This window comes from Chthonobacter albigriseus, from assembly GCF_013839445.1.
GTDB classification, from domain to species: domain Bacteria; phylum Pseudomonadota; class Alphaproteobacteria; order Rhizobiales; family Pleomorphomonadaceae; genus Chthonobacter; species Chthonobacter albigriseus.
Genome location: NZ_JACDIT010000002.1, coordinates 177824 through 198984 on the forward strand (window position 1 = coordinate 177824; position 21161 = coordinate 198984).

15 protein-coding genes and 3 tRNA genes are annotated in these 21161 nt (G+C 65.8%); 2 read left to right on the forward strand and 16 right to left on the reverse strand.

Annotation, left to right across the window (positions count from 1 at the left end):
- Positions 1 to 40: 40 nt before the first annotated feature.
- Genes tuf (HZ321_RS09045) through rpsL form a run of 4 tightly spaced genes read right to left on the reverse strand, consistent with a single transcriptional unit; the run spans position 41 to position 4285 of the window.
- On the reverse strand, positions 41 to 1231 hold the full coding sequence (gene tuf, locus HZ321_RS09045; RefSeq protein ID WP_181701967.1) for an elongation factor Tu: 1191 nt from the start codon (positions 1229 to 1231) through the stop codon (positions 41 to 43).
- Positions 1232 to 1278: 47 nt separating this feature from the next.
- On the reverse strand, positions 1279 to 3360 hold the full coding sequence (gene fusA, locus HZ321_RS09050; RefSeq protein WP_181701968.1) for an elongation factor G: 2082 nt from the start codon (positions 3358 to 3360) through the stop codon (positions 1279 to 1281).
- Between the two features lie 26 nt (positions 3361 to 3386).
- A complete protein-coding gene (rpsG, locus tag HZ321_RS09055) occupies positions 3387 to 3857 on the reverse strand; it encodes a 30S ribosomal protein S7 (protein WP_181701969.1) in 471 nt (156 codons plus the stop codon).
- Positions 3858 to 3913: 56 nt separating this feature from the next.
- Positions 3914 to 4285, reverse strand: a complete 372-nt coding sequence (gene rpsL / locus HZ321_RS09060; RefSeq protein ID WP_181701970.1) for a 30S ribosomal protein S12 — start codon at positions 4283 to 4285, stop codon at positions 3914 to 3916.
- A gap of 697 nt (positions 4286 to 4982) precedes the next feature.
- On the opposite strand from rpsL, the gene HZ321_RS09065 reads away from it, so the two are divergent.
- Positions 4983 to 5771 (forward strand): DUF2189 domain-containing protein, encoded by a 789-nt coding sequence (locus tag HZ321_RS09065; protein ID WP_425305385.1) that lies wholly within the window; start codon positions 4983 to 4985, stop codon positions 5769 to 5771.
- A gap of 77 nt (positions 5772 to 5848) precedes the next feature.
- Here the strand turns inward: HZ321_RS09065 and rpoC are convergent, their stop codons facing one another.
- The 12 genes from rpoC to HZ321_RS09125 form a co-directional block, all read right to left on the reverse strand.
- Positions 5849 to 10063, reverse strand: a complete 4215-nt coding sequence (gene rpoC, locus HZ321_RS09070) for a DNA-directed RNA polymerase subunit beta' (protein WP_181701971.1) — start codon at positions 10061 to 10063, stop codon at positions 5849 to 5851.
- Between the two features lie 239 nt (positions 10064 to 10302).
- Positions 10303 to 14442 carry a DNA-directed RNA polymerase subunit beta gene (gene rpoB, locus HZ321_RS09075; protein ID WP_181701972.1) on the reverse strand — a complete coding sequence of 1380 codons (4140 nt, stop codon included), beginning with the start codon at positions 14440 to 14442 and terminating at the stop codon, positions 10303 to 10305.
- Between the two features lie 183 nt (positions 14443 to 14625).
- The gene (gene rplL, locus HZ321_RS09080) at positions 14626 to 15009 is read right to left on the reverse strand and encodes a 50S ribosomal protein L7/L12 (RefSeq protein ID WP_181701973.1); all 384 of its coding nucleotides are present in this window, start codon (positions 15007 to 15009) and stop codon (positions 14626 to 14628) included.
- Between the two features lie 54 nt (positions 15010 to 15063).
- Entirely contained in the window at positions 15064 to 15582 is a 519-nt protein-coding gene (rplJ, locus tag HZ321_RS09085) for a 50S ribosomal protein L10 (protein WP_181701974.1), read from the reverse strand.
- 425 nt (positions 15583 to 16007) lie between these two features.
- A complete protein-coding gene (gene rplA / locus HZ321_RS09090) occupies positions 16008 to 16703 on the reverse strand; it encodes a 50S ribosomal protein L1 (RefSeq protein WP_181701975.1) in 696 nt (231 codons plus the stop codon).
- Between the two features lie 5 nt (positions 16704 to 16708).
- Positions 16709 to 17137 carry a 50S ribosomal protein L11 gene (rplK, locus tag HZ321_RS09095; protein ID WP_181701976.1) on the reverse strand — a complete coding sequence of 143 codons (429 nt, stop codon included), beginning with the start codon at positions 17135 to 17137 and terminating at the stop codon, positions 16709 to 16711.
- A gap of 165 nt (positions 17138 to 17302) precedes the next feature.
- Positions 17303 to 17833: a transcription termination/antitermination protein NusG gene (nusG, locus tag HZ321_RS09100; RefSeq protein WP_181701977.1), complete on the reverse strand. Its 531-nt coding sequence runs from the start codon at positions 17831 to 17833 to the stop codon at positions 17303 to 17305.
- A 28-nt stretch (positions 17834 to 17861) separates the two neighbouring features.
- Entirely contained in the window at positions 17862 to 18059 is a 198-nt protein-coding gene (secE, locus tag HZ321_RS09105; RefSeq protein ID WP_181701978.1) for a preprotein translocase subunit SecE, read from the reverse strand.
- 103 nt (positions 18060 to 18162) lie between these two features.
- Positions 18163 to 18238, reverse strand: a tRNA-Trp gene (locus HZ321_RS09110).
- A gap of 205 nt (positions 18239 to 18443) precedes the next feature.
- Complete coding sequence (gene tuf, locus HZ321_RS09115) at positions 18444 to 19634, reverse strand: elongation factor Tu (protein ID WP_181701967.1); 1191 nt, start codon at positions 19632 to 19634, stop codon at positions 18444 to 18446.
- 157 nt (positions 19635 to 19791) lie between these two features.
- Positions 19792 to 19865: transfer RNA gene (locus HZ321_RS09120), tRNA-Gly, on the reverse strand.
- Between the two features lie 161 nt (positions 19866 to 20026).
- Positions 20027 to 20111 (reverse strand) — tRNA-Tyr (locus HZ321_RS09125).
- Between the two features lie 199 nt (positions 20112 to 20310).
- Here HZ321_RS09125 and HZ321_RS09130 point away from each other — a divergent pair.
- Complete coding sequence (locus HZ321_RS09130) at positions 20311 to 21141, forward strand: TrmH family RNA methyltransferase (protein ID WP_181701979.1); 831 nt, start codon at positions 20311 to 20313, stop codon at positions 21139 to 21141.
- Positions 21142 to 21161 lie beyond the last annotated feature (20 nt).

Sequence of the window (21161 nt, forward strand, 5' to 3'; positions counted from 1 at the left end):
GATGGATCATGCCCCGGACGTCACCCGTCCGATGGCCGTGTTACTCGATGATGGACGCCACGACGCCCGCACCAACCGTGCGGCCGCCCTCGCGAATGGCGAAGCGGAGCTTCTCTTCCATGGCGATCGGCACGATGAGCTTGACGGTCATCGAGACGTTGTCGCCGGGCATCACCATCTCGGTGCCTTCCGGCAGCGTGCAGACGCCGGTCACGTCCGTGGTGCGGAAGTAGAACTGCGGGCGGTAGTTGGTGAAGAACGGCGTGTGACGGCCACCCTCCTCCTTGGTCAGGATGTAGGCCTCGGCCTTGAAGGTCGTGTGCGGCGTCACCGAACCCGGCTTGCACAGAACCTGGCCGCGCTCAACGTCCTCGCGCTTGGTGCCGCGAAGCAGCGCGCCGATGTTGTCGCCAGCCTGGCCCTGGTCGAGCAGCTTGCGGAACATCTCCACGCCCGTGATGGTCGTCTTGGTCGTCGGGCGGATGCCCACGATCTCGACTTCCTCGCCCACCTTGACGATGCCGCGCTCGACGCGGCCGGTCACCACCGTGCCGCGGCCGGAGATCGAGAACACGTCCTCGATCGGCATCAGGAACGGCTGGTCGATCGGACGCTCGGGCTGCGGGATGTACTCGTCGACCGCCCGCATCAGCTCCAGGATCGCGTCGTGGCCGAGCTCGCGGTTGCTGTCTTCCAGCGCCGCAAGAGCCGAGCCCTTGACGATCGGAATGTCGTCGCCGGGGAAGTCGTAGCTCGACAGGAGCTCGCGAACCTCCAGCTCGACCAGCTCCAGGAGCTCCGGATCGTCGACCATGTCGCACTTGTTCAGGAACACCACGATCGCCGGAACGCCGACCTGGCGGGCGAGCAGGATGTGCTCGCGCGTCTGCGGCATCGGGCCGTCGGCGGCCGAGCACACCAGGATCGCGCCGTCCATCTGCGCGGCACCGGTGATCATGTTCTTCACGTAGTCGGCGTGGCCCGGGCAGTCCACGTGGGCGTAGTGACGGTTCTGCGTCTCGTACTCCACGTGCGCCGTGTTGATCGTGATGCCGCGCGCCTTCTCTTCAGGCGCGGCGTCGATCTGGTCATACGCCTTGAACGTCGCCCCGCCCGTCTCCGCGAGAACCTTGGTGATCGCCGCCGTCAGCGACGTCTTGCCGTGGTCCACGTGACCGATCGTGCCGATGTTGCAGTGCGGCTTCGTCCGCGAGAATTTTTCCTTGGCCATTGGATCTCTCCATCGATTCTTTAAAGCGGCGTCTCAAGTCGGCGGCGTCAGGTTCCGGCGTACTTGGCCTGGACTTCCTGAGCGACGGCGGCAGGCACCTGCTCATAGTGGTCGAACTGCATGGTGTAGCTGGCGCGGCCCTGGCTCATCGAACGGAGCTGGTTCACGTAGCCGAACATGTTGGCGAGCGGGACGAAGGCCGTGATGACATTGGCGTTGCCGCGCATGTCCTGGCCCTGGATCTGGCCGCGCCGGGAGTTGAGGTCGCCGATCACAGAACCGACGTACTCCTCCGGCGAGACGCACTCCACCTTCATCACCGGCTCGAGCAGAGCCGGGGATGCCTTCTCGATGGCTTCGCGCAGCGCGGCGCGAGAGGCGATTTCGAAGGCGATCGCGGAGGAGTCCACCTCGTGGTAGGCGCCGTCGATCAGCTGGACCTTGACGTCCACCACCGGGAAGCCGGCGATCGGACCGGAGGTCATGACCGAGTTCAGGCCCTTTTCGACGCCCGGAACGTATTCCTTGGGCACCACGCCGCCGATGATCTTGTTCTCGAACAGGAAGCCGGCGCCGATCTCGTTCGGCTCGACGACGAACTTCACCCGGGCGAACTGGCCGGTACCACCGGTCTGCTTCTTGTGGGTGTAGTCGATCTCGGTCTTCTTGCGGATCGTTTCGCGGTAGGCGACCTGGGGGGCGCCGACGTTGACCTTGATGTTGTGCGGAGCACGACGAAGGATGTCGATCTTGATGTCGAGGTGAAGCTCGCCCATGCCCTTGATGATCGTCTGGCCCGACTCCTGGTCGGTGGAGACGCGGAAGGACGGGTCCTCGGAGGCGAGCTTCTGCAGCGCGACGCCGAGCTTCTCCTGGTCCGACTTCGTGGCGGCCTCAACGGCCATCTCGATGACGGGATCGGGGAATTCCATCTTCTCCAGGATCACCGGCTTCAGGGGATCGCAGAGCGTGTCGCCCGTACGGGTCTCCTTGAGGCCGACGAAGGCCACGATGTCGCCGGCGAAGGCTTCATCGATGTCCTCGCGGGAGTTGGCGTGCATCAGGACCATGCGGCCGATGCGCTCCTTCTTCTCCTTGGTGGAGTTGAGGAGGGTGACGCCCTTCTGCAGGGTGCCGGAGTAGATGCGGGCGAAGGTCAGGATGCCGAAGGGGTCTTCGATGATCTTGAAGGCCAGCATCGAGAGCGGCTCGCTGTCGGACGACTCGCGAACGATCTCCTGCTCGGTCTTGACGTCAATGCCCTTGGTCGGCGGCACTTCGACCGGCGACGGCAGGTAGTCGACAACCGCGTCGAGCAGCGTCTGGACGCCCTTGTTCTTGAAGGCCGAACCGGCGAGCACCGGGAACCAGGCCGAAGTGCGGACCGCCTTGCGGATCAGCGACTTCAGGGTCGCCTCGTCCGGCATGTTGCCTTCGAGATAGGCTTCCATGGCGGTGTCGTCGAGCTCGACGGCGGCTTCGATCAGCTCCGCGCGGGCTTCTTCAGCACGCTCGAGCAGGTCGGCCGGGATGTCCTCGTCGTGGAACTTGGCGCCGAGCGACTCGTCTTCCCAGATCACCGCCTTCATGCGGACCAGGTCGATGATGCCCTTGAAGTTGTTCTCCGAACCGATCGGCAGCTGGATCGGAACCGGACGCGCGCCGAGGCGGACCTTGATGTCGCGCAGGCAGTTGTCGAAGTCCGCGCCGGTCTTGTCCATCTTGTTGCAGAAGACGATCCGGGGGACCTTGTACTTGTCGCCCTGGCGCCACACGGTCTCGGTCTGCGGCTCGACGCCCTGGTTGGAGTCCAGCACGCAGACGGCGCCGTCGAGCACGCGGAGCGAGCGCTCCACCTCGATGGTGAAGTCGACGTGGCCCGGGGTGTCGATGATGTTCAGGCGCTTGCCGTTCCAGAAGGTCGTGGTCGCGGCGGACGTGATCGTGATGCCGCGCTCCTGCTCCTGCTCCATGTAGTCCATGGTCGCAGCGCCGTCGTGGACTTCGCCGATCTTATGCGACTTGCCCGAGTAGTAGAGGATACGCTCGGTCGTCGTCGTCTTGCCGGCATCGATGTGGGCCATGATGCCGAAGTTGCGGTAGTCTTCGATTTTGTGGCTGCGAGCCATGGTCGTCATCCCCGCCTTTGAGGCGATTACCAGCGATAGTGCGAGAAGGCGCGGTTGGCTTCCGCCATCCGGTGCGTGTCTTCACGCTTCTTCACGGCGGTGCCGCGGTTGTTGGAGGCGTCGAGCAGTTCGCCCGACAGGCGGTCGACCATGGTCTTCTCGTTGCGGCCGCGGGCGGCCGTGATGAGCCAGCGGATCGCCAGCGCCTGGCGGCGCTCGGTGCGGACCTCGACCGGGACCTGGTAGGTCGCACCACCAACACGCCGCGAGCGGACCTCGATCTGCGGCATCACGTTGTGAAGCGCCTGATGGAAGACCTGCAGCGGGTTCTGCTTGATGCGGTTCTCGACCTGATCGAGGGCGCCGTAGACGATCGCCTCGGCGACCGACTTCTTGCCCTGCTTCATGATCGAGTTCATGAACTTCGAAACGACGAGGTCACCGAACTTCGGATCGGGGTTGATCTCGCGCTTCTCTGCACTGTGACGACGGGACATTCGACTGCGTCTCCGACTTGAAACTGGTTAGTCCGCGGACCCTGCCTTGCGGCGGATCACTTCGGACGCTTGGCACCGTAGAGCGAACGGCGCTGCTTGCGGTTCTTCACGCCCTGGGTGTCGAGGACACCGCGCAGGATGTGGTAGCGGACGCCCGGAAGGTCCTTCACGCGGCCGCCGCGGATCATGACCACGGAGTGCTCCTGAAGGTTGTGACCCTCGCCCGGGATGTAGCCGATGACTTCGAAACCATTCGTCAGGCGGACCTTGGCGACCTTGCGAAGCGCCGAGTTCGGCTTCTTCGGGGTCGTGGTGTACACGCGGGTGCACACGCCACGCTTCTGCGGGCAGGCCTCCATGGCCGGCACCTTGTTCCGCTTCGGCGGGGCCTTCCGCGAGTTGCGGATCAGCTGGTTGATCGTCGGCATCCTCAGCCCTTCAATCTTCTTCGGTCCCGGCTTCGAATTCGGCGCCACCGGAACCTTCGTTCTTCACTCACGGAGCCCGCCGGCCTCGGCCAAACAGGCGCTCCAGTCCGTTTTCCACCCCCAACCGGCTTCGTCCGCACAAAACGAAGCGCACCGAAACCGTGGTCGGACCACGGACGGCGCTGCGGGAAGCAGAGGATCAACACCCGTAAGGGCGCCGATCGTGCGTGCAACTGCTTTCACCATCGGAACGGGGATAGTGTTTAAGGGTTTTCCGTCTCGCACTTGGCGTGCTGGACGCGCGAACCCTTACGGACCTATCCGCTCAGTGGCGCGGTTTGTACTCGGGTAACCCCCTCCCGTCAAGGGCGATGGGAGAAAAACCCGGCATTCCCGCCATTCCGCCGCCGCAGGGCTCAGATCGGGAGCGTAGAGGCTCGTCTCCACCCCCGACAGCGACATTTTCTTGCGCCGAACCCCCAACGCGCTCCTCCGTCGGCGGGCTACGCCGAGACGGAGGGCCGAATCCGCCGGTGGCGAAGATTCGTTGGACTGGTGGGATCGAAGTCGATTCCCGCGGCTCGGTCCGGCCGACAGGACGACCCGGTCCAATACGTACCAGGGGACGAGCGGCTTGCAGGATCGATCAGCCCGATGGTTCAATCGGTTCAGTCGCTGTCAGCGAAGGGGGAAACCGATGACGGACGCGAGCGAGACGACACCCTATCGCATGCCCACCGTCCGGATGCTCGGTACCGAGGATATCCGCGCGGCGCTGCTGGCCGGGGCGGAGGACTTCCGGCGGGCGCCACAGTACGGGCTGTTCTTCGGTGGGCTCTACGCCGCCGGCGGCATTCTCCTGGTGCTGGCGGTCACGTCCCTACACATGCCTTGGCTCGCCTACCCGCTGGCGGCCGGGTTCGCGCTGCTCGGGCCATTCGTCGCGGTGGGCCTCTACGAGGTCAGCCGGCGGCTGGAGACGGGGCTGCCGCTCGGCTGGGGCCCTGTTCTGGGCGCAGCCTATGCCCAGAGCGGCAAGCAGCTCGCCGGCATGGCCTTCATCACGCTCTTCATCTTCCTGATCTGGATGTACCAGGTGCGCCTGCTGATGGCGCTGTTCCTCGGCGGGCAGTCTTTCACCACCCTGCCCGGCTTCATCACCGTCGTCTTCACCACCTTCGACGGCTGGATGTTCCTGGCGGTCGGCCATGTGATCGGCGCGGCGCTCTCCATCTTCGTCTTCTCTTTGACGGTCGTCTGGTTCCCTCTGCTGCTCGACCGGGATACGGACGTCGTCACCGCCATGATCACCAGCGTGAAGACGGTGGTCACCAGTCCTGTCCCGATGATCGGGTGGGCGGTGATCGTGGTCGCCGCGCTGATCCTGTCAGCCGTGCCGATCTTTCTCGGACTTGCGATCACGCTGCCCATTCTCGGGCACACCACCTGGCATCTCTACCGCCGGGCCGTCGCGCCGGACGCGTGATCCGCTTCGGACCCTGAACGAAAAGGAGGGGCCGCGGCGTTGCCACCGCGGCCCCTTCCCTATCGATGCGGAGCGGATCACTCCGCCGGCGTGATCGCCTCGGAGCCGAGCAGCTCGCCGACCGGCACCTGACCACCCTCGCCGAGGGCGTCCTTGCGGCGCTCCTCGAGGATGAGCTCGTCGCGGCGCGTGGCGACCTGACGGATCTTGGTCATCATCCCGCCGGTACCCGCCGGGATCAGGCGGCCGACGATGACGTTCTCCTTGAGGCCTTCCAGCGTGTCGACCTTGCCGTTGACCGCCGCCTCGGTGAGGACGCGGGTGGTCTCCTGGAAGGACGCGGCCGAGATGAAGGACCGGGTCTGCAGCGACGCCTTGGTGATGCCGAGCAGCACGGGGTGGGCGACGGCGGGCTTCTTGCCCTCCTCGACCACCTTGGCGTTGATCTCGTCGAACTCGATCCGATCGACCTGGTCGCCGCCCATGAGGTCGGTCTCGCCGCCCTCGGTGACTTCGACCTTCTGCAGCATCTGGCGAACGATCACCTCGATGTGCTTGTCGTTGATCACCACGCCCTGGAGCCGGTAGACCTCCTGGATCTCGTTGACGAGGTAGGCCGCGAGTGCCTCCACGCCCTTGATCGCCAGGATGTCATGCGGCGCCGGGTTGCCGTCGACGATGTAGTCGCCCTTCTCCACCACGTCGCCTTCCTGCAGGTGGAAGTGCTTGCCCTTGGGGATCAGGTACTCGCGCGGCTCCAGGCTGGCGTCGTGCGGCTCGATGATGACGCGACGCTTGTTCTTGTAGTCGCGGCCGAAGCGGATCGTGCCGTCGATCTCGGCGATGATGGCGTGATCCTTCGGACGACGAGCCTCGAACAGCTCCGCCACGCGCGGCAGACCGCCCGTGATGTCGCGGGTCTTAGCGCTTTCCAGCGGAATACGCGCCAGCACGTCGCCGGCCCGCACCGTCGAACCGGGCTCGACCGAAAGGATCGAGTCGACCGACAGCAGGTAGCGGGCATCGCCGCCGCGAGCGAGCTTCAGGATCTTGCCGTCCGCTCCCTTCACGACGATCGCGGGCTTGAGGTCCGACGTCCGGGCCGAACCGCGCCAATCGATGACGACGCGCTTGGTGATGCCGGTCGCCTCGTCGGTCGTCTCCGACACGGAGGCGCCTTCCACCAGGTCCTCGGTCCCGACGACGCCTTCCACTTCGGTCAGCACCGGGCGGGTGTAGGGGTCCCACTCGGCGATGCGCTGGCCGCGGCGGATCTTGTCGCCGTCGTCGACATGCAGGCGTGCACCGTAGGTAACGCGGTGCGTCGAGCGCTCGTTGCCGGCCTCGTCCACCACCACGACCGCAAGGTTGCGGCCCATGGCGATGAGCTTGCCGTCGCTGTCGCGCACCACGTTCCGGTTCCGGAGGCGGATGGTGCCTTCGAAGTTGGACTCGATGAACGACTGGTCGACCACCTGTGCCGTGCCGCCGATGTGGAACGTGCGCATGGTGAGCTGGGTGCCCGGCTCGCCGATCGACTGCGCCGCGATGACGCCCACGGCTTCGCCCATGTTGACGGGCGTGCCGCGCGCGAGGTCGCGACCGTAGCACTTGGCGCAGACGCCCACCTTGGTCTGGCAGGTCAGCACCGAGCGGATCTTCACCGACTGGATGCCGGCCTTCTCGACCTTCTCGACGTCGCGTTCCTCGATCAGGCTGCCGATCGGCACGATCACCTCGCCCGTCGCCGGGGAGGAGATGTCCTCCGCGGCGGTGCGGCCGAGGATGCGGGCGCCGAGCGTGGCGACCACCTGGCCGGCGTCCACGATGGCCTGCATGCGCAGACCCTCGGTGGCGGAGCCGCAGTCCACCTCGGTGATGATGCAGTCCTGGGCCACGTCGACGAGACGACGGGTCAGGTAGCCCGAGTTGGCGGTCTTCAGGGCGGTGTCGGCCAGACCCTTGCGGGCGCCGTGCGTCGAGTTGAAGTACTCGAGAACGGAGAGGCCTTCCTTGAAGTTCGAGATGATCGGCGTCTCGATGATCTCGCCCGACGGCTTGGCCATCAGGCCGCGCATGCCGGCGAGCTGCTTCATCTGCGCCGGCGAACCGCGGGCGCCCGAGTGGCTCATCATGTAGATCGAGTTCATCGCCTTGGTGCGGCCGGAGTCATCCTTCCGGACCGCCGAGATGCGCTTCATCATCTCGTCGGCGACGCGGTCGGTGCACTTGGCCCAGGCGTCGACCACCTTGTTGTACTTTTCGCCCTGGGTGATCAGGCCGTCGGAGTACTGCTGCTCGTAGTCGTTGACGAGCGACCGGGTCTCCTCGACGAGCTTCTGCTTCGTCTCGGGGATGACCATGTCGTCCTTGCCGAACGAGATGCCCGCGCGGCAGGCCTCGCGGAAGCCGAGCGCCATGATGCGATCGCAGAAGATGACCGATTCCTTCTGACCGCAATGCCGGTAGACGGCATCGATCATCGCGGAGATCTTCTTCTTCGTCATCAGGTCGTTGCAGACGTCGAACGGCACGTTGTGATGCTTCGGCAGCAGTTCGCCGATCATCATGCGGCCCGGCGTCGTCTCGTAGATCTTGGAGACGGGCTTGCCTTCCTTGTCCACGGTCTTGAAGCGGCCGCGCACCTTGGTGTGCAGCGTGACGACCTTGGTGTCGAGCGCGTGCTGCAGCTCGCCCATGTCCGCGAAGGCCATGTTCTCGCCGGGCTCACCCTCGTTCATGATCGAGAGGTAGTAGAGGCCGAGCACGATGTCCTGCGACGGAACGATGATCGGCGAACCGTTGGCCGGGTGCAGGATGTTGTTGGTCGACATCATCAGCACGCGCGCTTCCAGCTGGGCCTCGAGGCTCAGCGGGACGTGCACGGCCATCTGATCGCCGTCGAAGTCGGCGTTGAAGGCCGAGCAGACGAGCGGATGCAGCTGGATCGCCTTGCCTTCGATCAGCACCGGCTCGAACGCCTGGATGCCCAGGCGGTGGAGCGTCGGCGCGCGGTTCAGCATGACCGGATGCTCGCGGATGACCTCGTCCAGGATGTCCCAGACCTCAGGACGCTCCTTCTCCACCAGCTTCTTGGCCTGCTTGACCGTCGAGGAATAGCCCTTGGCGTCGAGCCGCGAGTAGATGAACGGCTTGAACAGCTCGAGCGCCATCTTCTTCGGCAGGCCGCACTGGTGCAGCTTCATCTCGGGGCCGACCACGATGACCGAACGGCCGGAATAGTCGACGCGCTTGCCGAGCAGGTTCTGGCGGAACCGGCCCTGCTTGCCCTTCAGCATGTCGGAGAGCGACTTCAGCGGGCGCTTGTTGGCGCCCGTGATGACGCGGCCGCGGCGACCGTTGTCGAACAGCGCGTCCACGGCCTCCTGGAGCATGCGCTTCTCGTTCCGGATGATGATGTCCGGCGCGCGCAGCTCGATGAGGCGCTTCAGGCGGTTGTTGCGGTTGATGACGCGGCGGTAGAGGTCGTTGAGGTCCGAGGTCGCAAAGCGGCCGCCGTCCAGCGGAACCAGCGGGCGCAGGTCCGGCGGGATGACGGGGATCACCGACATCACCATCCACTCCGGCTTGTTGCCGGACTGGATGAAGGCCTCGATGATGTTGACGCGCTTGGCGAGCTTCTTGGGCTTCAGCTCGGAGGTCGACTCGGCGATCTCCTGGCGCAGGCGCTCGGCGAGCTTGGCGAGGTCGAGCGACATCAGAAGCTCGCGGATCGCCTCGGCGCCAATCATGGCGGTGAAGCCGTCGGAGCCGTACTCGTCCTGGGCGCGCAGGAACTCCTCCTCGCTGAGCAGCTGGTGCAGCTTCAGCGGGGTGAGCGCGGGCTCGGTGACCACATAGTTTTCGAAGTAGAGGATGCGCTCCAGGTCCTTGAGCGGCATGTCGAGCAGCAGACCGATGCGGCTCGGCAGCGACTTCAGGAACCAGATGTGCGCGACCGGGGCGGCGAGCTCGATGTGGCCCATGCGCTCACGGCGCACGCGCGACAGCGTGACCTCGACGCCGCACTTCTCGCAGATGACGCCCTTGTACTTCATGCGCTTGTACTTGCCGCACAAGCACTCGTAGTCCTTGATCGGCCCGAAGATGCGGGCGCAGAACAAGCCGTCGCGTTCGGGCTTGAACGTCCGGTAGTTGATGGTCTCGGGCTTCTTGATCTCGCCGTAGGACCAGGAAAGGATCTTTTCCGGGCTCGCGATCGAGATCTTGATCTGATCAAACGTCTGAACAGGAGCCTGGGGGTTGAAAAGGTTCATGACCTCTTGATTCATCGGCTCTCTCTCCTCGTGGCGGACCGACCCTCGCGCATGCCGCCGACGCGCTCCGGTGTCCGCACAATCCAATAAAAGCGGCCCAACTCGTTCTCACCAGGATCCGGGCGTCCGTTGAACCGCCGGGTGTGCGGTCCAGGTCTTCCCGGTTCCTATCCGGACGGCCAAAGCTGCCCGTTCCCTAGAGGGGAAATCGGGCAGCCCTGGGGTCGTCCGTTCATCTCATCGTGATGCGGCGGTCACTCCGCCGCATCCGCGGGACGGTCGGAGTCGTTGGCTCCGGCCCGATCCTTCGAATTGATCAGCTCGACGTTGAGGCCGAGCGAACGCATTTCCTTGACCAGCACGTTGAACGATTCCGGGATGCCGGCCTCGAAGCTGTCGTCGCCGCGGACGATCGCCTCGTAGACCTTGGTGCGGCCCGCGACGTCGTCCGACTTGACGGTGAGCATCTCCTGAAGCGTGTAGGCCGCGCCGTAGGCTTCCAGCGCCCAGACCTCCATCTCGCCGAAGCGCTGTCCGCCGAACTGCGCCTTGCCGCCCAGCGGCTGCTGGGTGACGAGCGAGTAGGGGCCGATCGAACGCGCGTGGATCTTGTCGTCCACGAGGTGGTGGAGCTTCAGCATGTAGATGTAGCCCACGGTCACCTTGCGGTCGAACGTCTCGCCCGTGCGGCCGTCGTAGAGCGTGACCTGGCCAGACCGTTCCAGGCCCGCCTTGTCCAGCAGTTCCACGATGTCCGGCTCGCGCGCGCCGTCGAACACCGGCGTGGCAATGGAGACGCCCTTGCGGACCTGGTCGGCCAGCCGGACCACCGCCTCGTCGTCGAACTCGCGGACCTTCTCGGTCTTGGACGAGCCTTCGAAGGTGTTGCCGATGGTGTCGCGCAGCGGCTCGATGTCGCCGGAGCGCCGGTAGGCGTCCAGCATCTCGCCGATCTTGCGACCCATGCCCGCGCAGGCCCAGCCCAGATGGGTTTCCAGGATCTGCCCGACGTTCATGCGCGACGGCACGCCCAGCGGATTGAGCACGATGTCGACATGGGTGCCGTCCTCGAGGAACGGCATGTCCTCGACCGGAACGATCCGCGAGACCACGCCCTTGTTGCCGTGCCGGCCGGCCATCTTGTCGCCCGGCTGGATCTTGCGCTTCACGGCCACGTAGACCTTGACCATCTTCATGACGCCCGGGGGCAGCTCGTCGCCCCGCTGCAGCTTCTCCACCTTGTCGATGAAGCGCTGCTCCAGCCGCTTGCGGCTCTCGTCGTACTGCTTGCGCAGCGCTTCGATCTCGGCCATCTGCGCGTCGTCAGCGACGGCGAACTGCCACCATTGCGACCGCGGATACTCGTCCAGGCGCTCCTGGTCGATCTCGGCGTCCTTCTTGAAGCCCTTCGGGCCGGCGATACCGACCTTGCCCATCAGCATCGCCACGAGGCGGCCGTAGACGTTGCGGTCGAGGATCGCCTGCTCGTCGTCGCGGTCCTTGGCCAGGCGCTCGATCTCTTCGCGCTCGATCGCCATCGCGCGCTCGTCCTTCTCCACGCCGTGGCGGTTGAAGACGCGCACTTCCACGATAGTGCCGGTCACGCCCGGGGGAACCCGGAGCGAGGTGTCGCGGACGTCCGAGGCCTTCTCGCCGAAGATGGCGCGCAGGAGCTTCTCTTCCGGCGTCATCGGGCTTTCACCCTTCGGCGTGATCTTGCCGACCAGGATGTCGCCGGCTTGGACGTCGGCGCCGATGTAGACGATGCCGGCTTCGTCGAGGTTCTTCAGCGCTTCTTCCGAAACGTTCGGAATGTCGCGCGTGATCTCCTCGGGGCCGAGCTTGGTGTCGCGGGCCATCACTTCGAACTCGTCGATGTGGATGGACGTGAACACGTCGTCGGACACGATCTTCTCGGAGAGAAGGATGGAGTCCTCGAAGTTGTAGCCGTTCCAGGGCATGAACGCGACGAGCACGTTGCGGCCGAGGGCCAGATCGCCGAGGTCGGTGGACGGACCGTCGGCGATGATGTCGCCCTTCTCCACGAGGTCGCCCACGCGGACCAGCGGACGCTGGTTGATGCAGGTCGACTGGTTGGAGCGCTGGAACTTCATCAGGCGGTAGATGTCGACGCCGGACTTGGACGGATCCAGGTCCTCGGTGGCGCGGATGACGATACGCGTCGCGTCCACCTGGTCGACCACGCCGCCGCGACGGGCGCCGATGGCGGCGCCGGAGTCACGGGCGACCACCGGCTCCATGCCGGTGCCGACGAAGGGGGCCTCGGCACGCACCAGCGGAACCGCCTGGCGCTGCATGTTGGAGCCCATCAGCGCGCGGTTGGCGTCGTCGTTCTCAAGGAACGGGATCAGCGCCGCGGCGACCGACACCAGCTGCTTGGGCGACACGTCCATGGCGTCCACGCGTTCGCGGGGGACCTGGGCGACGTCGCCGGCATGGCGGCAGATGACGAACTCGTTGACGAAGCGGCCTTCGCTGTCCAGCTCCGCGTTCGCCTGGGCGACCGTGTACTTGGACTCCTCCATCGCCGAGAGATAGACGACGTCGTCGGTGACGCGGCCGTCCACCACCTTGCGGTAGGGGCTTTCGATGAAGCCGTACTTGTTGACGCGGGCGAAGGTGGCCAGCGAGTTGATCAGACCGATGTTCGGGCCTTCCGGCGTCTCGATCGGGCAGATTCGGCCGTAGTGCGTCGGGTGCACGTCGCGCACTTCGAAGCCGGCGCGCTCGCGGGTCAGACCGCCGGGGCCGAGCGCCGAGAGACGCCGCTTGTGCGTGATCTCGGAGAGCGGGTTGGTCTGGTCCATGAACTGCGAGAGCTGCGAGGAGCCGAAGAACTCGCGCACGGCGGCGGCCGCCGGCTTGGCGTTGATCAGGTCCTGCGGCATGACCGTGTCGATATCAACGGAGGACATGCGCTCCTTGATGGCGCGCTCCATGCGGAGCAGGCCGACGCGGTACTGGTTCTCCATCAGCTCGCCGACCGAGCGGACGCGGCGGTTGCCGAGGTTGTCGATGTCGTCGATCTCGCCCTTGCCGTCGCGCAGTTCGACGAGCGTGCGGATGACGGCGAGGATGTCTTCCTTGCGCAGCGTGCGGATGGTGTCCGGGCACGTCAGGTCGAGGCGCATGTTCATCTTCACGCGGCCGACGGCGGAGAGGTCGTAGCGCTCGGCGTCGAAGAACAGCGACTGGAACATCGCCTCCGCGGTGTCGACGGTCGGGGGCTCACCCGGACGCATCACGCGGTAGATGTCGAACAGCGCTTCCTCGCGCGTCTCGTTCTTGTCGACGGCCAGCGTGTTGCGGATGTAGGGACCCGTGTTGACGTGGTCGATGTCGAGCAGCGAGAGGTCCGTGTAGCCGAGGTCGATCAGCTGCGCGAGCATCTTCGGGGTGATCTCGTCGCCGGCCTCGGCGTAGATCTCGCCGGTCGTGGGGTTCACCACGTCCTCGGCGAGGTACATGCCCTCCAGGTCCTCGTCGGTCACCTTGAGGGCCTTGAGGCCCTTGTCGGCGAGCTGGCGGGCGGCGCGGGCGGTCAGCTTGCGGCCGGCCTCGATCACCACTTCGCCCGTGTCGGCGTCGATCAGGTCGCCGACGGCCTTCATGCCCTTCATGCGCTGGGCATCGTAGGGCATCCGCCAGCCGTCCTTGTCGCGGGCGAACTCGATCTTGTTGTAGAAGGTGTCGAGGATCTCCTCGCCGTCCAGGCCGAGCGCGAACAGCAGCGACGTCACCGGGATCTTCCGGCGGCGGTCGATGCGCGCGTAGACGATGTCCTTGGCGTCGAACTCGATGTCGAGCCAGGAGCCGCGGTACGGGATGATGCGGGCGGCGAACAGCAGCTTGCCGGAGGAGTGCGTCTTGCCCTTGTCGTGGTCGAAGAACACGCCCGGCGAGCGATGCATCTGCGAGACGATGACGCGCTCGGTGCCGTTGACGATGAAGGTGCCGTTGTCCGTCATGAGCGGCATGTCGCCCATGTAGACGTCCTGCTCCTTGATGTCCTTGACGGACTTGGCGCCGGTGTCCTCGTCCACATCAAACACGATGAGGCGCAGCGTCACCTTCAGCGGGGCGGCGAAGGTCATGCCGCGCTGGCGGCACTCGTCGACGTCGTACTTGGGCGCTTCGAACTCGTAGCGGACGAATTCCAGGAAGGCCGTGCCGGCGAAGTCGGAAATCGGGAACACCGACTTGAAGACGGCCTGCAGGCCCTCCTCCGGTCGGCCACCGTTGGGCTCGTCGATCTGCAAGAACTGGTCGTAGGACGCCTTCTGGACCTCGATGAGGTTCGGCATCTCGGCGACTTCACGAATATCGCCGAAGAACTTGCGGATCCGCCTGCGGCCGTTGAAAGTCTGCGCCATTGCTTCCCTCGTATTCGTCGGATCGGCTGTCCGGAGCCCTCGCGTCGGTCCCCGCGGACGGGGGCCAGGGCTCGGGACAGCCCGATCGGGTCATCTGTGCCACGATTCGGGGCGTTTCCCCGAAACGGACGCGAGGGCGGCCTTGTTTCGGCCGCCCACGCGCAGTTTTCAAACGCCGGTCGATTACTTGACTTCGACCTTGGCGCCAGCTTCCTCGAGCTGCTTCTTGATCTTGGCGGCCTCGTCCTTGGACACGGCTTCCTTGACCGGCTTGGGAGCCGCTTCGACCAGGTCCTTGGCTTCCTTGAGGCCGAGGCCGGTGATCGCGCGGACTTCCTTGATGACGTTGATCTTCTTGTCGCCGGCGTCGGCGAGGATCACGTCGAACTCGGTCTTCTCTTCCTCGACGGCGGCCGGAGCCGCGGCGCCGGCGCCACCAGCGGCCGCCACGGCGACCGGAGCGGCGGCGGAGACGCCCCACTTCTCTTCGAGCATCTTGGAGAGTTCGGCGGCTTCCAGGACCGTCAGGTTGGAGAGCTCGTCGACCAGCTTGCTGAGATCAGCCATTTTTCACATCCTTGAGTAGGTTCGAACACTGTTTGGTTTTCAGGTCGAACGGCCTCACGCCGCTTCGTCCTTCTTGGCATAGGCACCGAAAACGCGGGCGAGCTGAGCCGCCGGCGCCTGAACGACGCCTGCGATGCGGGTGGCGGGGGTCTGAATCATACCCACCAGCTTCGCGCGCAGTTCGTCGAGCGACGGCAGCGAGGCCAGAGCCTTGACGCCGTTCGGGTCCAGATTGGATTTGCCGAGCGCTCCGCCGAGGATCACGAGCTTGTCGTTACCCTTGGCGTAGTCCACGACCGACTTCGTGGCCGCGACCGGATCCGCCGAATAGGCGATGACGGTCGGACCCTTGAAGAGGTCTGTGATGTGCTCGGCATCCGTGCCTTGAAGAGCAAGCTTGGCGAGGCGGTTCTTGGCGACCTTGACCTTACCGCCTGCTTCCCTGACGCGGGCGCGCAGCGCCTGCAGTTCAGCCACGGTGAGGCCTTGGTAGTGGGCGACGACGATCACACCAGCGTCCTTGAACGAGGTGTTGAGCGCCGCGACCAGTTCGCGCTTTTCCGCTCTATCCACTGCCTGTCTCCAGTTGACGACGAGGAGAGTTCCCCGCCGTCGGTTGCCATGGCCGCCGGACCTTTGTCCCGCGAGGCTCTCATCGAGACCCGCGGGCGTCCGACGACGCTCGCGTGCCTGTCCGCCAGCCCGCCCGGTGTCCCGGTGCGGCAACGGCAAGAGTTCGAACCACCTTCAGGCATCAGGCGAGGATCCCGGGGGACCCCGCTCATGCAGAATCGGTTTTCACTCCCGTCTCATGCAGGCCCGACCGTTCCGGCCGCCCGTAAAAGCGGTGACGGAGGGTCCAGAAGGCTTAGGTCGTGGCAGAGCCACGGCACCTGCAATCTCGGACAGGTTTTGGCCCGCGGGGGAGACCCATGAGGATCGCCTCCGCCGGCCAGACCACCCGCCGGTCGCCCGACGGGAATTCACAAGGCCGCGTGTTACGCGGTCACGGACGACGGGTCGACCTTGACGCCGGGGCCCATCGTCGAAGAAATCGAAACGCGCTGCAGATAGGTGCCCTTGGCACCCGTCGGCTTGGCCTTCTGCACCGCGTCGAGGAAGGCGCGGATGTTCTCCACGAGCGCGTCGCTCGCAAAGGACACCTTGCCCACGCCGGCGTGGACGATGCCGGCCTTCTCCACGCGGAACTCGACCGCGCCGCCCTTGGCGGCCTTCACGGCGCCGGCGACGTCCTGCGACACCGTGCCGACCTTCGGGTTCGGCATCAGGCCGCGCGGGCCGAGCACCTTACCGAGACGGCCGACCAGCGGCATCATGTCCGGGGTCGCGATGCAGCGATCGAAGTCGATCGTGCCGCCCTGGACGATGTCCACCAGGTCTTCGGCGCCGACGATGTCGGCTCCGGCAGCCTTGGCCTCGTCGGCCTTGGTGCCGCGGGCGAACACAGCGACGCGGACCGTGCGGCCGGTGCCGTTCGGCAGCTGGCAGACGCCGCGAACCATCTGGTCGGCGTGACGCGGGTCGACGCCGAGGTTGATGGCCAGCTCGATCGTTTCGTCGAACTTGGCCGTCGCGCGCTCCTTGAGGAGGCCGATGGCGTCGGCGAGGGGGTACAGCTTGTTGCGGTCGATACCCTCACGGGTCTTGGCGACGCGCTTTGCGATCTTTGCCATGCTCGTCACTCCACAACCGTGAGGCCCATCGCGCGGGCGGAGCCTTCGACCATCTTGGCAGCCGCATCCACGGTGTCCGTGTTGAGGTCGGCCAGCTTCGTCTGGGCGATTTCGCGCACCTGCGCCCGAGTCACCGTACCGGCCGTGCCCTTGCCCGGGGTCGAGGACCCCTTCGGCAGGCCGGCGGCCTTCTTCAGGAAGTAGGAGACCGGCGGGGTCTTCAGCTTGAAGGTGAAGGAGCGGTCGGCGTAGATCGTGAACTGGACGGGGATCGGCATCCCCTTCTCCATGTTCGCGGTCTGCGCGTTGAACGCCTTGCAGAATTCCATGATGTTCAGGCCGCGCTGACCGAGCGCGGGGCCGATCGGGGGCGACGGGGTCGCCGAACCGGCCGATACCTGAAGCTTCAGGTAACCGGTGATCTTCTTCGCCATTGTTCTACTCCATCCTTATCGGACCGGGGCCGAAACCCCGGAGGAGAGCGTGGTCAAGATCCTCATCTCCCGCCGGCGATCAGCGGGACGGATCTCCCACGCGTGAAGTCGGTGCCGAAGCGCCGACGTGACCGGCCCTGGTTTCCCGGAGCCGGATGGGTTGCGTCAGACCTTTTCGACCTGACCGTATTCGAGCTCGACAGGCGTGGCGCGACCGAAGATCGACACCGCCACCTTGAGGCGCGAGCGCTCTTCGTCGACTTCCTCGACGAGGCCGTTGAAGGAGGCGAACGGGCCGTCTGAGACGCGCACCTGCTCGCCGATCTCGAAGCTGACCGAGGCCTTCGGCCGTTCCACGCCTTCTTCCACCTGGTGAAGGATGCGCTCGGCCTCGCGGTCGGGGATCGGCACCGGGCGGTTGTCGCTGCCCAGGAAGCCGGTCACCTTCGGGGTGTTCTTGATCAGGTGGTAGGCCTCGTCGGTCATCTCCATGCGGACCAGGACGTAGCCGGGGAAGAACTTGCGCTCTGCGTTGACCTTGCGGCCGCGGCGCACTTCCACGATGCTCTCGGTCGGCACCAGGATCTGTTCGAAGAGATGCTCGAGCCCGCGCTGATGCGCCTGCTCGCGGATGGAGTCCGCCACCTTCTTCTCGAAATTCGAGTAGGCGTGAACGATATACCAGCGCTTGGCCATGTCAGTCTCTCACCCTCGCCGCGATAGTTCAGCCGCCGATGCCGAGCAGCAGCCCGACACCCCACGCGAGGATCTGGTCCACGAGCAGGAAGAATACGGCCGCAACCGCCGCCATGATGAACACCATGGTGGTGGTGATCGCCGTCTCGCGCCGGGTCGGCCAGGTCACCTTGGCCGTTTCGGTACGCACCTGCTGAAGAAACTGAAAGGGATTGGTCTTCGCCATCCGCCTGCTCATGACAGTCGGGCGCGCAGGACGATCATCCCGCACGCCGCGATCAGGAAACCGTTATCTATAGGTTCCGGGTCTGAAGTGCAAGAGCGAGAAGTGGCAGGGGCAGCAGGGCTCGAACCCGCGACCTGCGGTTTTGGAGACCGCCGCTCTACCAGCTGAGCTATACCCCTTCAAGCTCGCTCTCACGAACCCGCAACGCTTATATCCGAACCGGAGCGCCGATCAAGCGCCTCGGCGCCGTCCTTGTTTCCGATTCTTGCTCCGGCGGCAAGCCGTCGAAGCAAATTCCTCTGGATTGTCAGCCGGTAAGCTCGACGCAGCCGGCCGATCGGCGAGGGAGGGCGGCTGGTCGGCCACCCTCCCCGGCTTCGATCATCACTCGATGATGGACGCCACGACGCCCGCACCAACCGTGCGGCCGCCCTCGCGAATGGCGAAGCGGAGCTTCTCTTCCATGGCGATCGGCACGATGAGCTTGACGGTCATCGAGACGTTGTCGCCGGGCATCACCATCTCGGTGCCTTCCGGCAGCGTGCAGACGCCGGTCACGTCCGTGGTGCGGAAGTAGAACTGCGGGCGGTAGTTGGTGAAGAACGGCGTGTGACGGCCACCCTCCTCCTTGGTCAGGATGTAGGCCTCGGCCTTGAAGGTCGTGTGCGGCGTCACCGAACCCGGCTTGCACAGAACCTGGCCGCGCTCAACGTCCTCGCGCTTGGTGCCGCGAAGCAGCGCGCCGATGTTGTCGCCAGCCTGGCCCTGGTCGAGCAGCTTGCGGAACATCTCCACGCCCGTGATGGTCGTCTTGGTCGTCGGGCGGATGCCCACGATCTCGACTTCCTCGCCCACCTTGACGATGCCGCGCTCGACGCGGCCGGTCACCACCGTGCCGCGGCCGGAGATCGAGAACACGTCCTCGATCGGCATCAGGAACGGCTGGTCGATCGGACGCTCGGGCTGCGGGATGTACTCGTCGACCGCCCGCATCAGCTCCAGGATCGCGTCGTGGCCGAGCTCGCGGTTGCTGTCTTCCAGCGCCGCAAGAGCCGAGCCCTTGACGATCGGAATGTCGTCGCCGGGGAAGTCGTAGCTCGACAGGAGCTCGCGAACCTCCAGCTCGACCAGCTCCAGGAGCTCCGGATCGTCGACCATGTCGCACTTGTTCAGGAACACCACGATCGCCGGAACGCCGACCTGGCGGGCGAGCAGGATGTGCTCGCGCGTCTGCGGCATCGGGCCGTCGGCGGCCGAGCACACCAGGATCGCGCCGTCCATCTGCGCGGCACCGGTGATCATGTTCTTCACGTAGTCGGCGTGGCCCGGGCAGTCCACGTGGGCGTAGTGACGGTTCTGCGTCTCGTACTCCACGTGCGCCGTGTTGATCGTGATGCCGCGCGCCTTCTCTTCAGGCGCGGCGTCGATCTGGTCATACGCCTTGAACGTCGCCCCGCCCGTCTCCGCGAGAACCTTGGTGATCGCCGCCGTCAGCGACGTCTTGCCGTGGTCCACGTGACCGATCGTGCCGATGTTGCAGTGCGGCTTCGTCCGCGAGAATTTTTCCTTGGCCATCGTTTGTCTTCCTCGAACTGTCGCGTAGTCCGGCGTACCGGGGCGGGCCGGCGGCTCGAATAGTTTGTTTTCACCTTGGGTTCAAGCCCCCTCGCGCATGACAGGATCGCGCCGCCGCGCATCGCGCGCACACGTCCTGTCGCAAAGGGGATGGGCATGGAGCGGGTAGCGGGAATCGAACCCGCGTATTCAGCTTGGAAGGCTGCTGCTCTACCATTGAGCTATACCCGCGCTGGCTCCTCACATATTCGCAGCCGCGCCGCCGCGCAAGACGGTTCGTCGCATCCGACGGCTCCGATCGGCTCGTCCCGTGCGCGCAGAGTCGTTCGGTTGCCAGACGGCCGCCGGCGCTCGGTTGCCGGCGGACCGGCGGCATTGGACGAGAAGGAAGATGGTGGGGGAAGTAGGACTCGAACCTACGAAGGCCTAGCCAGCGGATTTACAGTCCGCCCCCTTTGCCGCTCGGGACATTCCCCCATCCGGGACGCGATGGGTGGAACCCTGAACGCGACCGCGCCTCCACCGGACGGGCCGGCGGTGCGGGCGTCGTTATGGCGAGGGGAATGCCCCCTGTCAACCCGTCATCGACAGCGGGGCGGCGCGCGTTCGCCGGTCCGGCTGGGCGGGCGGAGGATCGGGCCTTCCGCCCTCCCCGGCGGCTCGCTATAAGGCGCGCATGAGCGACGACCGGCCCTCCCCCAGCAAGCGCAAGCCCTTCCGCAAGCCCGGCGGCAAGCCGGGAGACGCCCGCGGCTTCAAGCCCCGCCCGAAGCGCGAGCGGGAAGCGGGCGACACCCTCTATCTCTATGGGCTGCACACGGTGGAGCTGGCGCTGAAGAACGAGCGGCGCCGGCCGCTCCGGCTGCTGGCGACCCGCAACGCGCTTGCCCGCCTTCAGGAACGGTTCGACGGCGGCGTGCTGCCGCTGCCGGCGGAAGAGGCCTCCCCCTATACGCTCGACCGGCTGCTCGGCTCCGACGCGGTGCACCAGGGCGTCGCGCTGGAGGTGGAGCCGCTGCGCCCGCTGAAGGCCGCGGACCTTTCCGGCGCGCGGCTTGTGCTGGCGCTCGACCAGATCACCGATCCGCACAACGTGGGCGCCATCCTGCGCTCGGCCTGCGCGCTCGGCGTCGATGCGGTGGTGACGACGGCACGGCACAGCCCGGCCGAATCGGGCGTGCTCGCCAAGTCGGCGTCCGGGGCGCTCGACCTCGTTCCGATCATGCAGGTGCGCAATCTCGGCGATGCGCTGGAGGAGCTCCGGGCCGAGGGCTTTCAGGTGGTCGGCCTGGATTCGGACGCCCCTGCCCCGCTGGAAGCCTGCGCCTTCCAGGCGCCGGTCTGCCTTGTGCTCGGCGCCGAGGGCAAGGGCATCCGCCAGCGAACGCGCGAACTCTCCGACGTGGTCGCCCGGCTCGACATGCCCGGTCCGATCAAGAGCCTCAACGTCTCCAACGCCTGCGTGCTCGCCCTCTACGTGGTCAGCCGCGCCATCGCCGGCACCTGACGCCGCACCGGCAGTTGCGA

Bases quoted from the DNA above. Each gene is read 5' to 3' on its own strand.
- rplL (WP_181701973.1), bottom strand. From the start codon at position 15,009: ATGGCTGATCTCAGCAAGCTGGTCGACGAGCTCTCCAACCTGACGGTC.
- rpsL (WP_181701970.1), bottom strand. From the start codon at position 4,285: ATGCCGACGATCAACCAGCTGATCCGCAACTCGCGGAAGGCCCCGCCG.
- rpoB (WP_181701972.1), bottom strand. From the start codon at position 14,442: ATGGCGCAGACTTTCAACGGCCGCAGGCGGATCCGCAAGTTCTTCGGC.
- secE (WP_181701978.1), bottom strand. From the start codon at position 18,059: ATGGCGAAGACCAATCCCTTTCAGTTTCTTCAGCAGGTGCGTACCGAA.
- tuf (WP_181701967.1), bottom strand. From the start codon at position 19,634: ATGGCCAAGGAAAAATTCTCGCGGACGAAGCCGCACTGCAACATCGGC.
- HZ321_RS09065 (WP_425305385.1), top strand. From the start codon at position 4,983: ATGACGGACGCGAGCGAGACGACACCCTATCGCATGCCCACCGTCCGG.
- nusG (WP_181701977.1), bottom strand. From the start codon at position 17,833: ATGGCCAAGCGCTGGTATATCGTTCACGCCTACTCGAATTTCGAGAAG.
- rplA (WP_181701975.1), bottom strand. From the start codon at position 16,703: ATGGCAAAGATCGCAAAGCGCGTCGCCAAGACCCGTGAGGGTATCGAC.
- tuf (WP_181701967.1), bottom strand. From the start codon at position 1,231: ATGGCCAAGGAAAAATTCTCGCGGACGAAGCCGCACTGCAACATCGGC.
- HZ321_RS09130 (WP_181701979.1), top strand. From the start codon at position 20,311: ATGAGCGACGACCGGCCCTCCCCCAGCAAGCGCAAGCCCTTCCGCAAG.
- rplK (WP_181701976.1), bottom strand. From the start codon at position 17,137: ATGGCGAAGAAGATCACCGGTTACCTGAAGCTTCAGGTATCGGCCGGT.
- rpsG (WP_181701969.1), bottom strand. From the start codon at position 3,857: ATGTCCCGTCGTCACAGTGCAGAGAAGCGCGAGATCAACCCCGATCCG.
- fusA (WP_181701968.1), bottom strand. From the start codon at position 3,360: ATGGCTCGCAGCCACAAAATCGAAGACTACCGCAACTTCGGCATCATG.
- rpoC (WP_181701971.1), bottom strand. From the start codon at position 10,063: ATGAATCAAGAGGTCATGAACCTTTTCAACCCCCAGGCTCCTGTTCAG.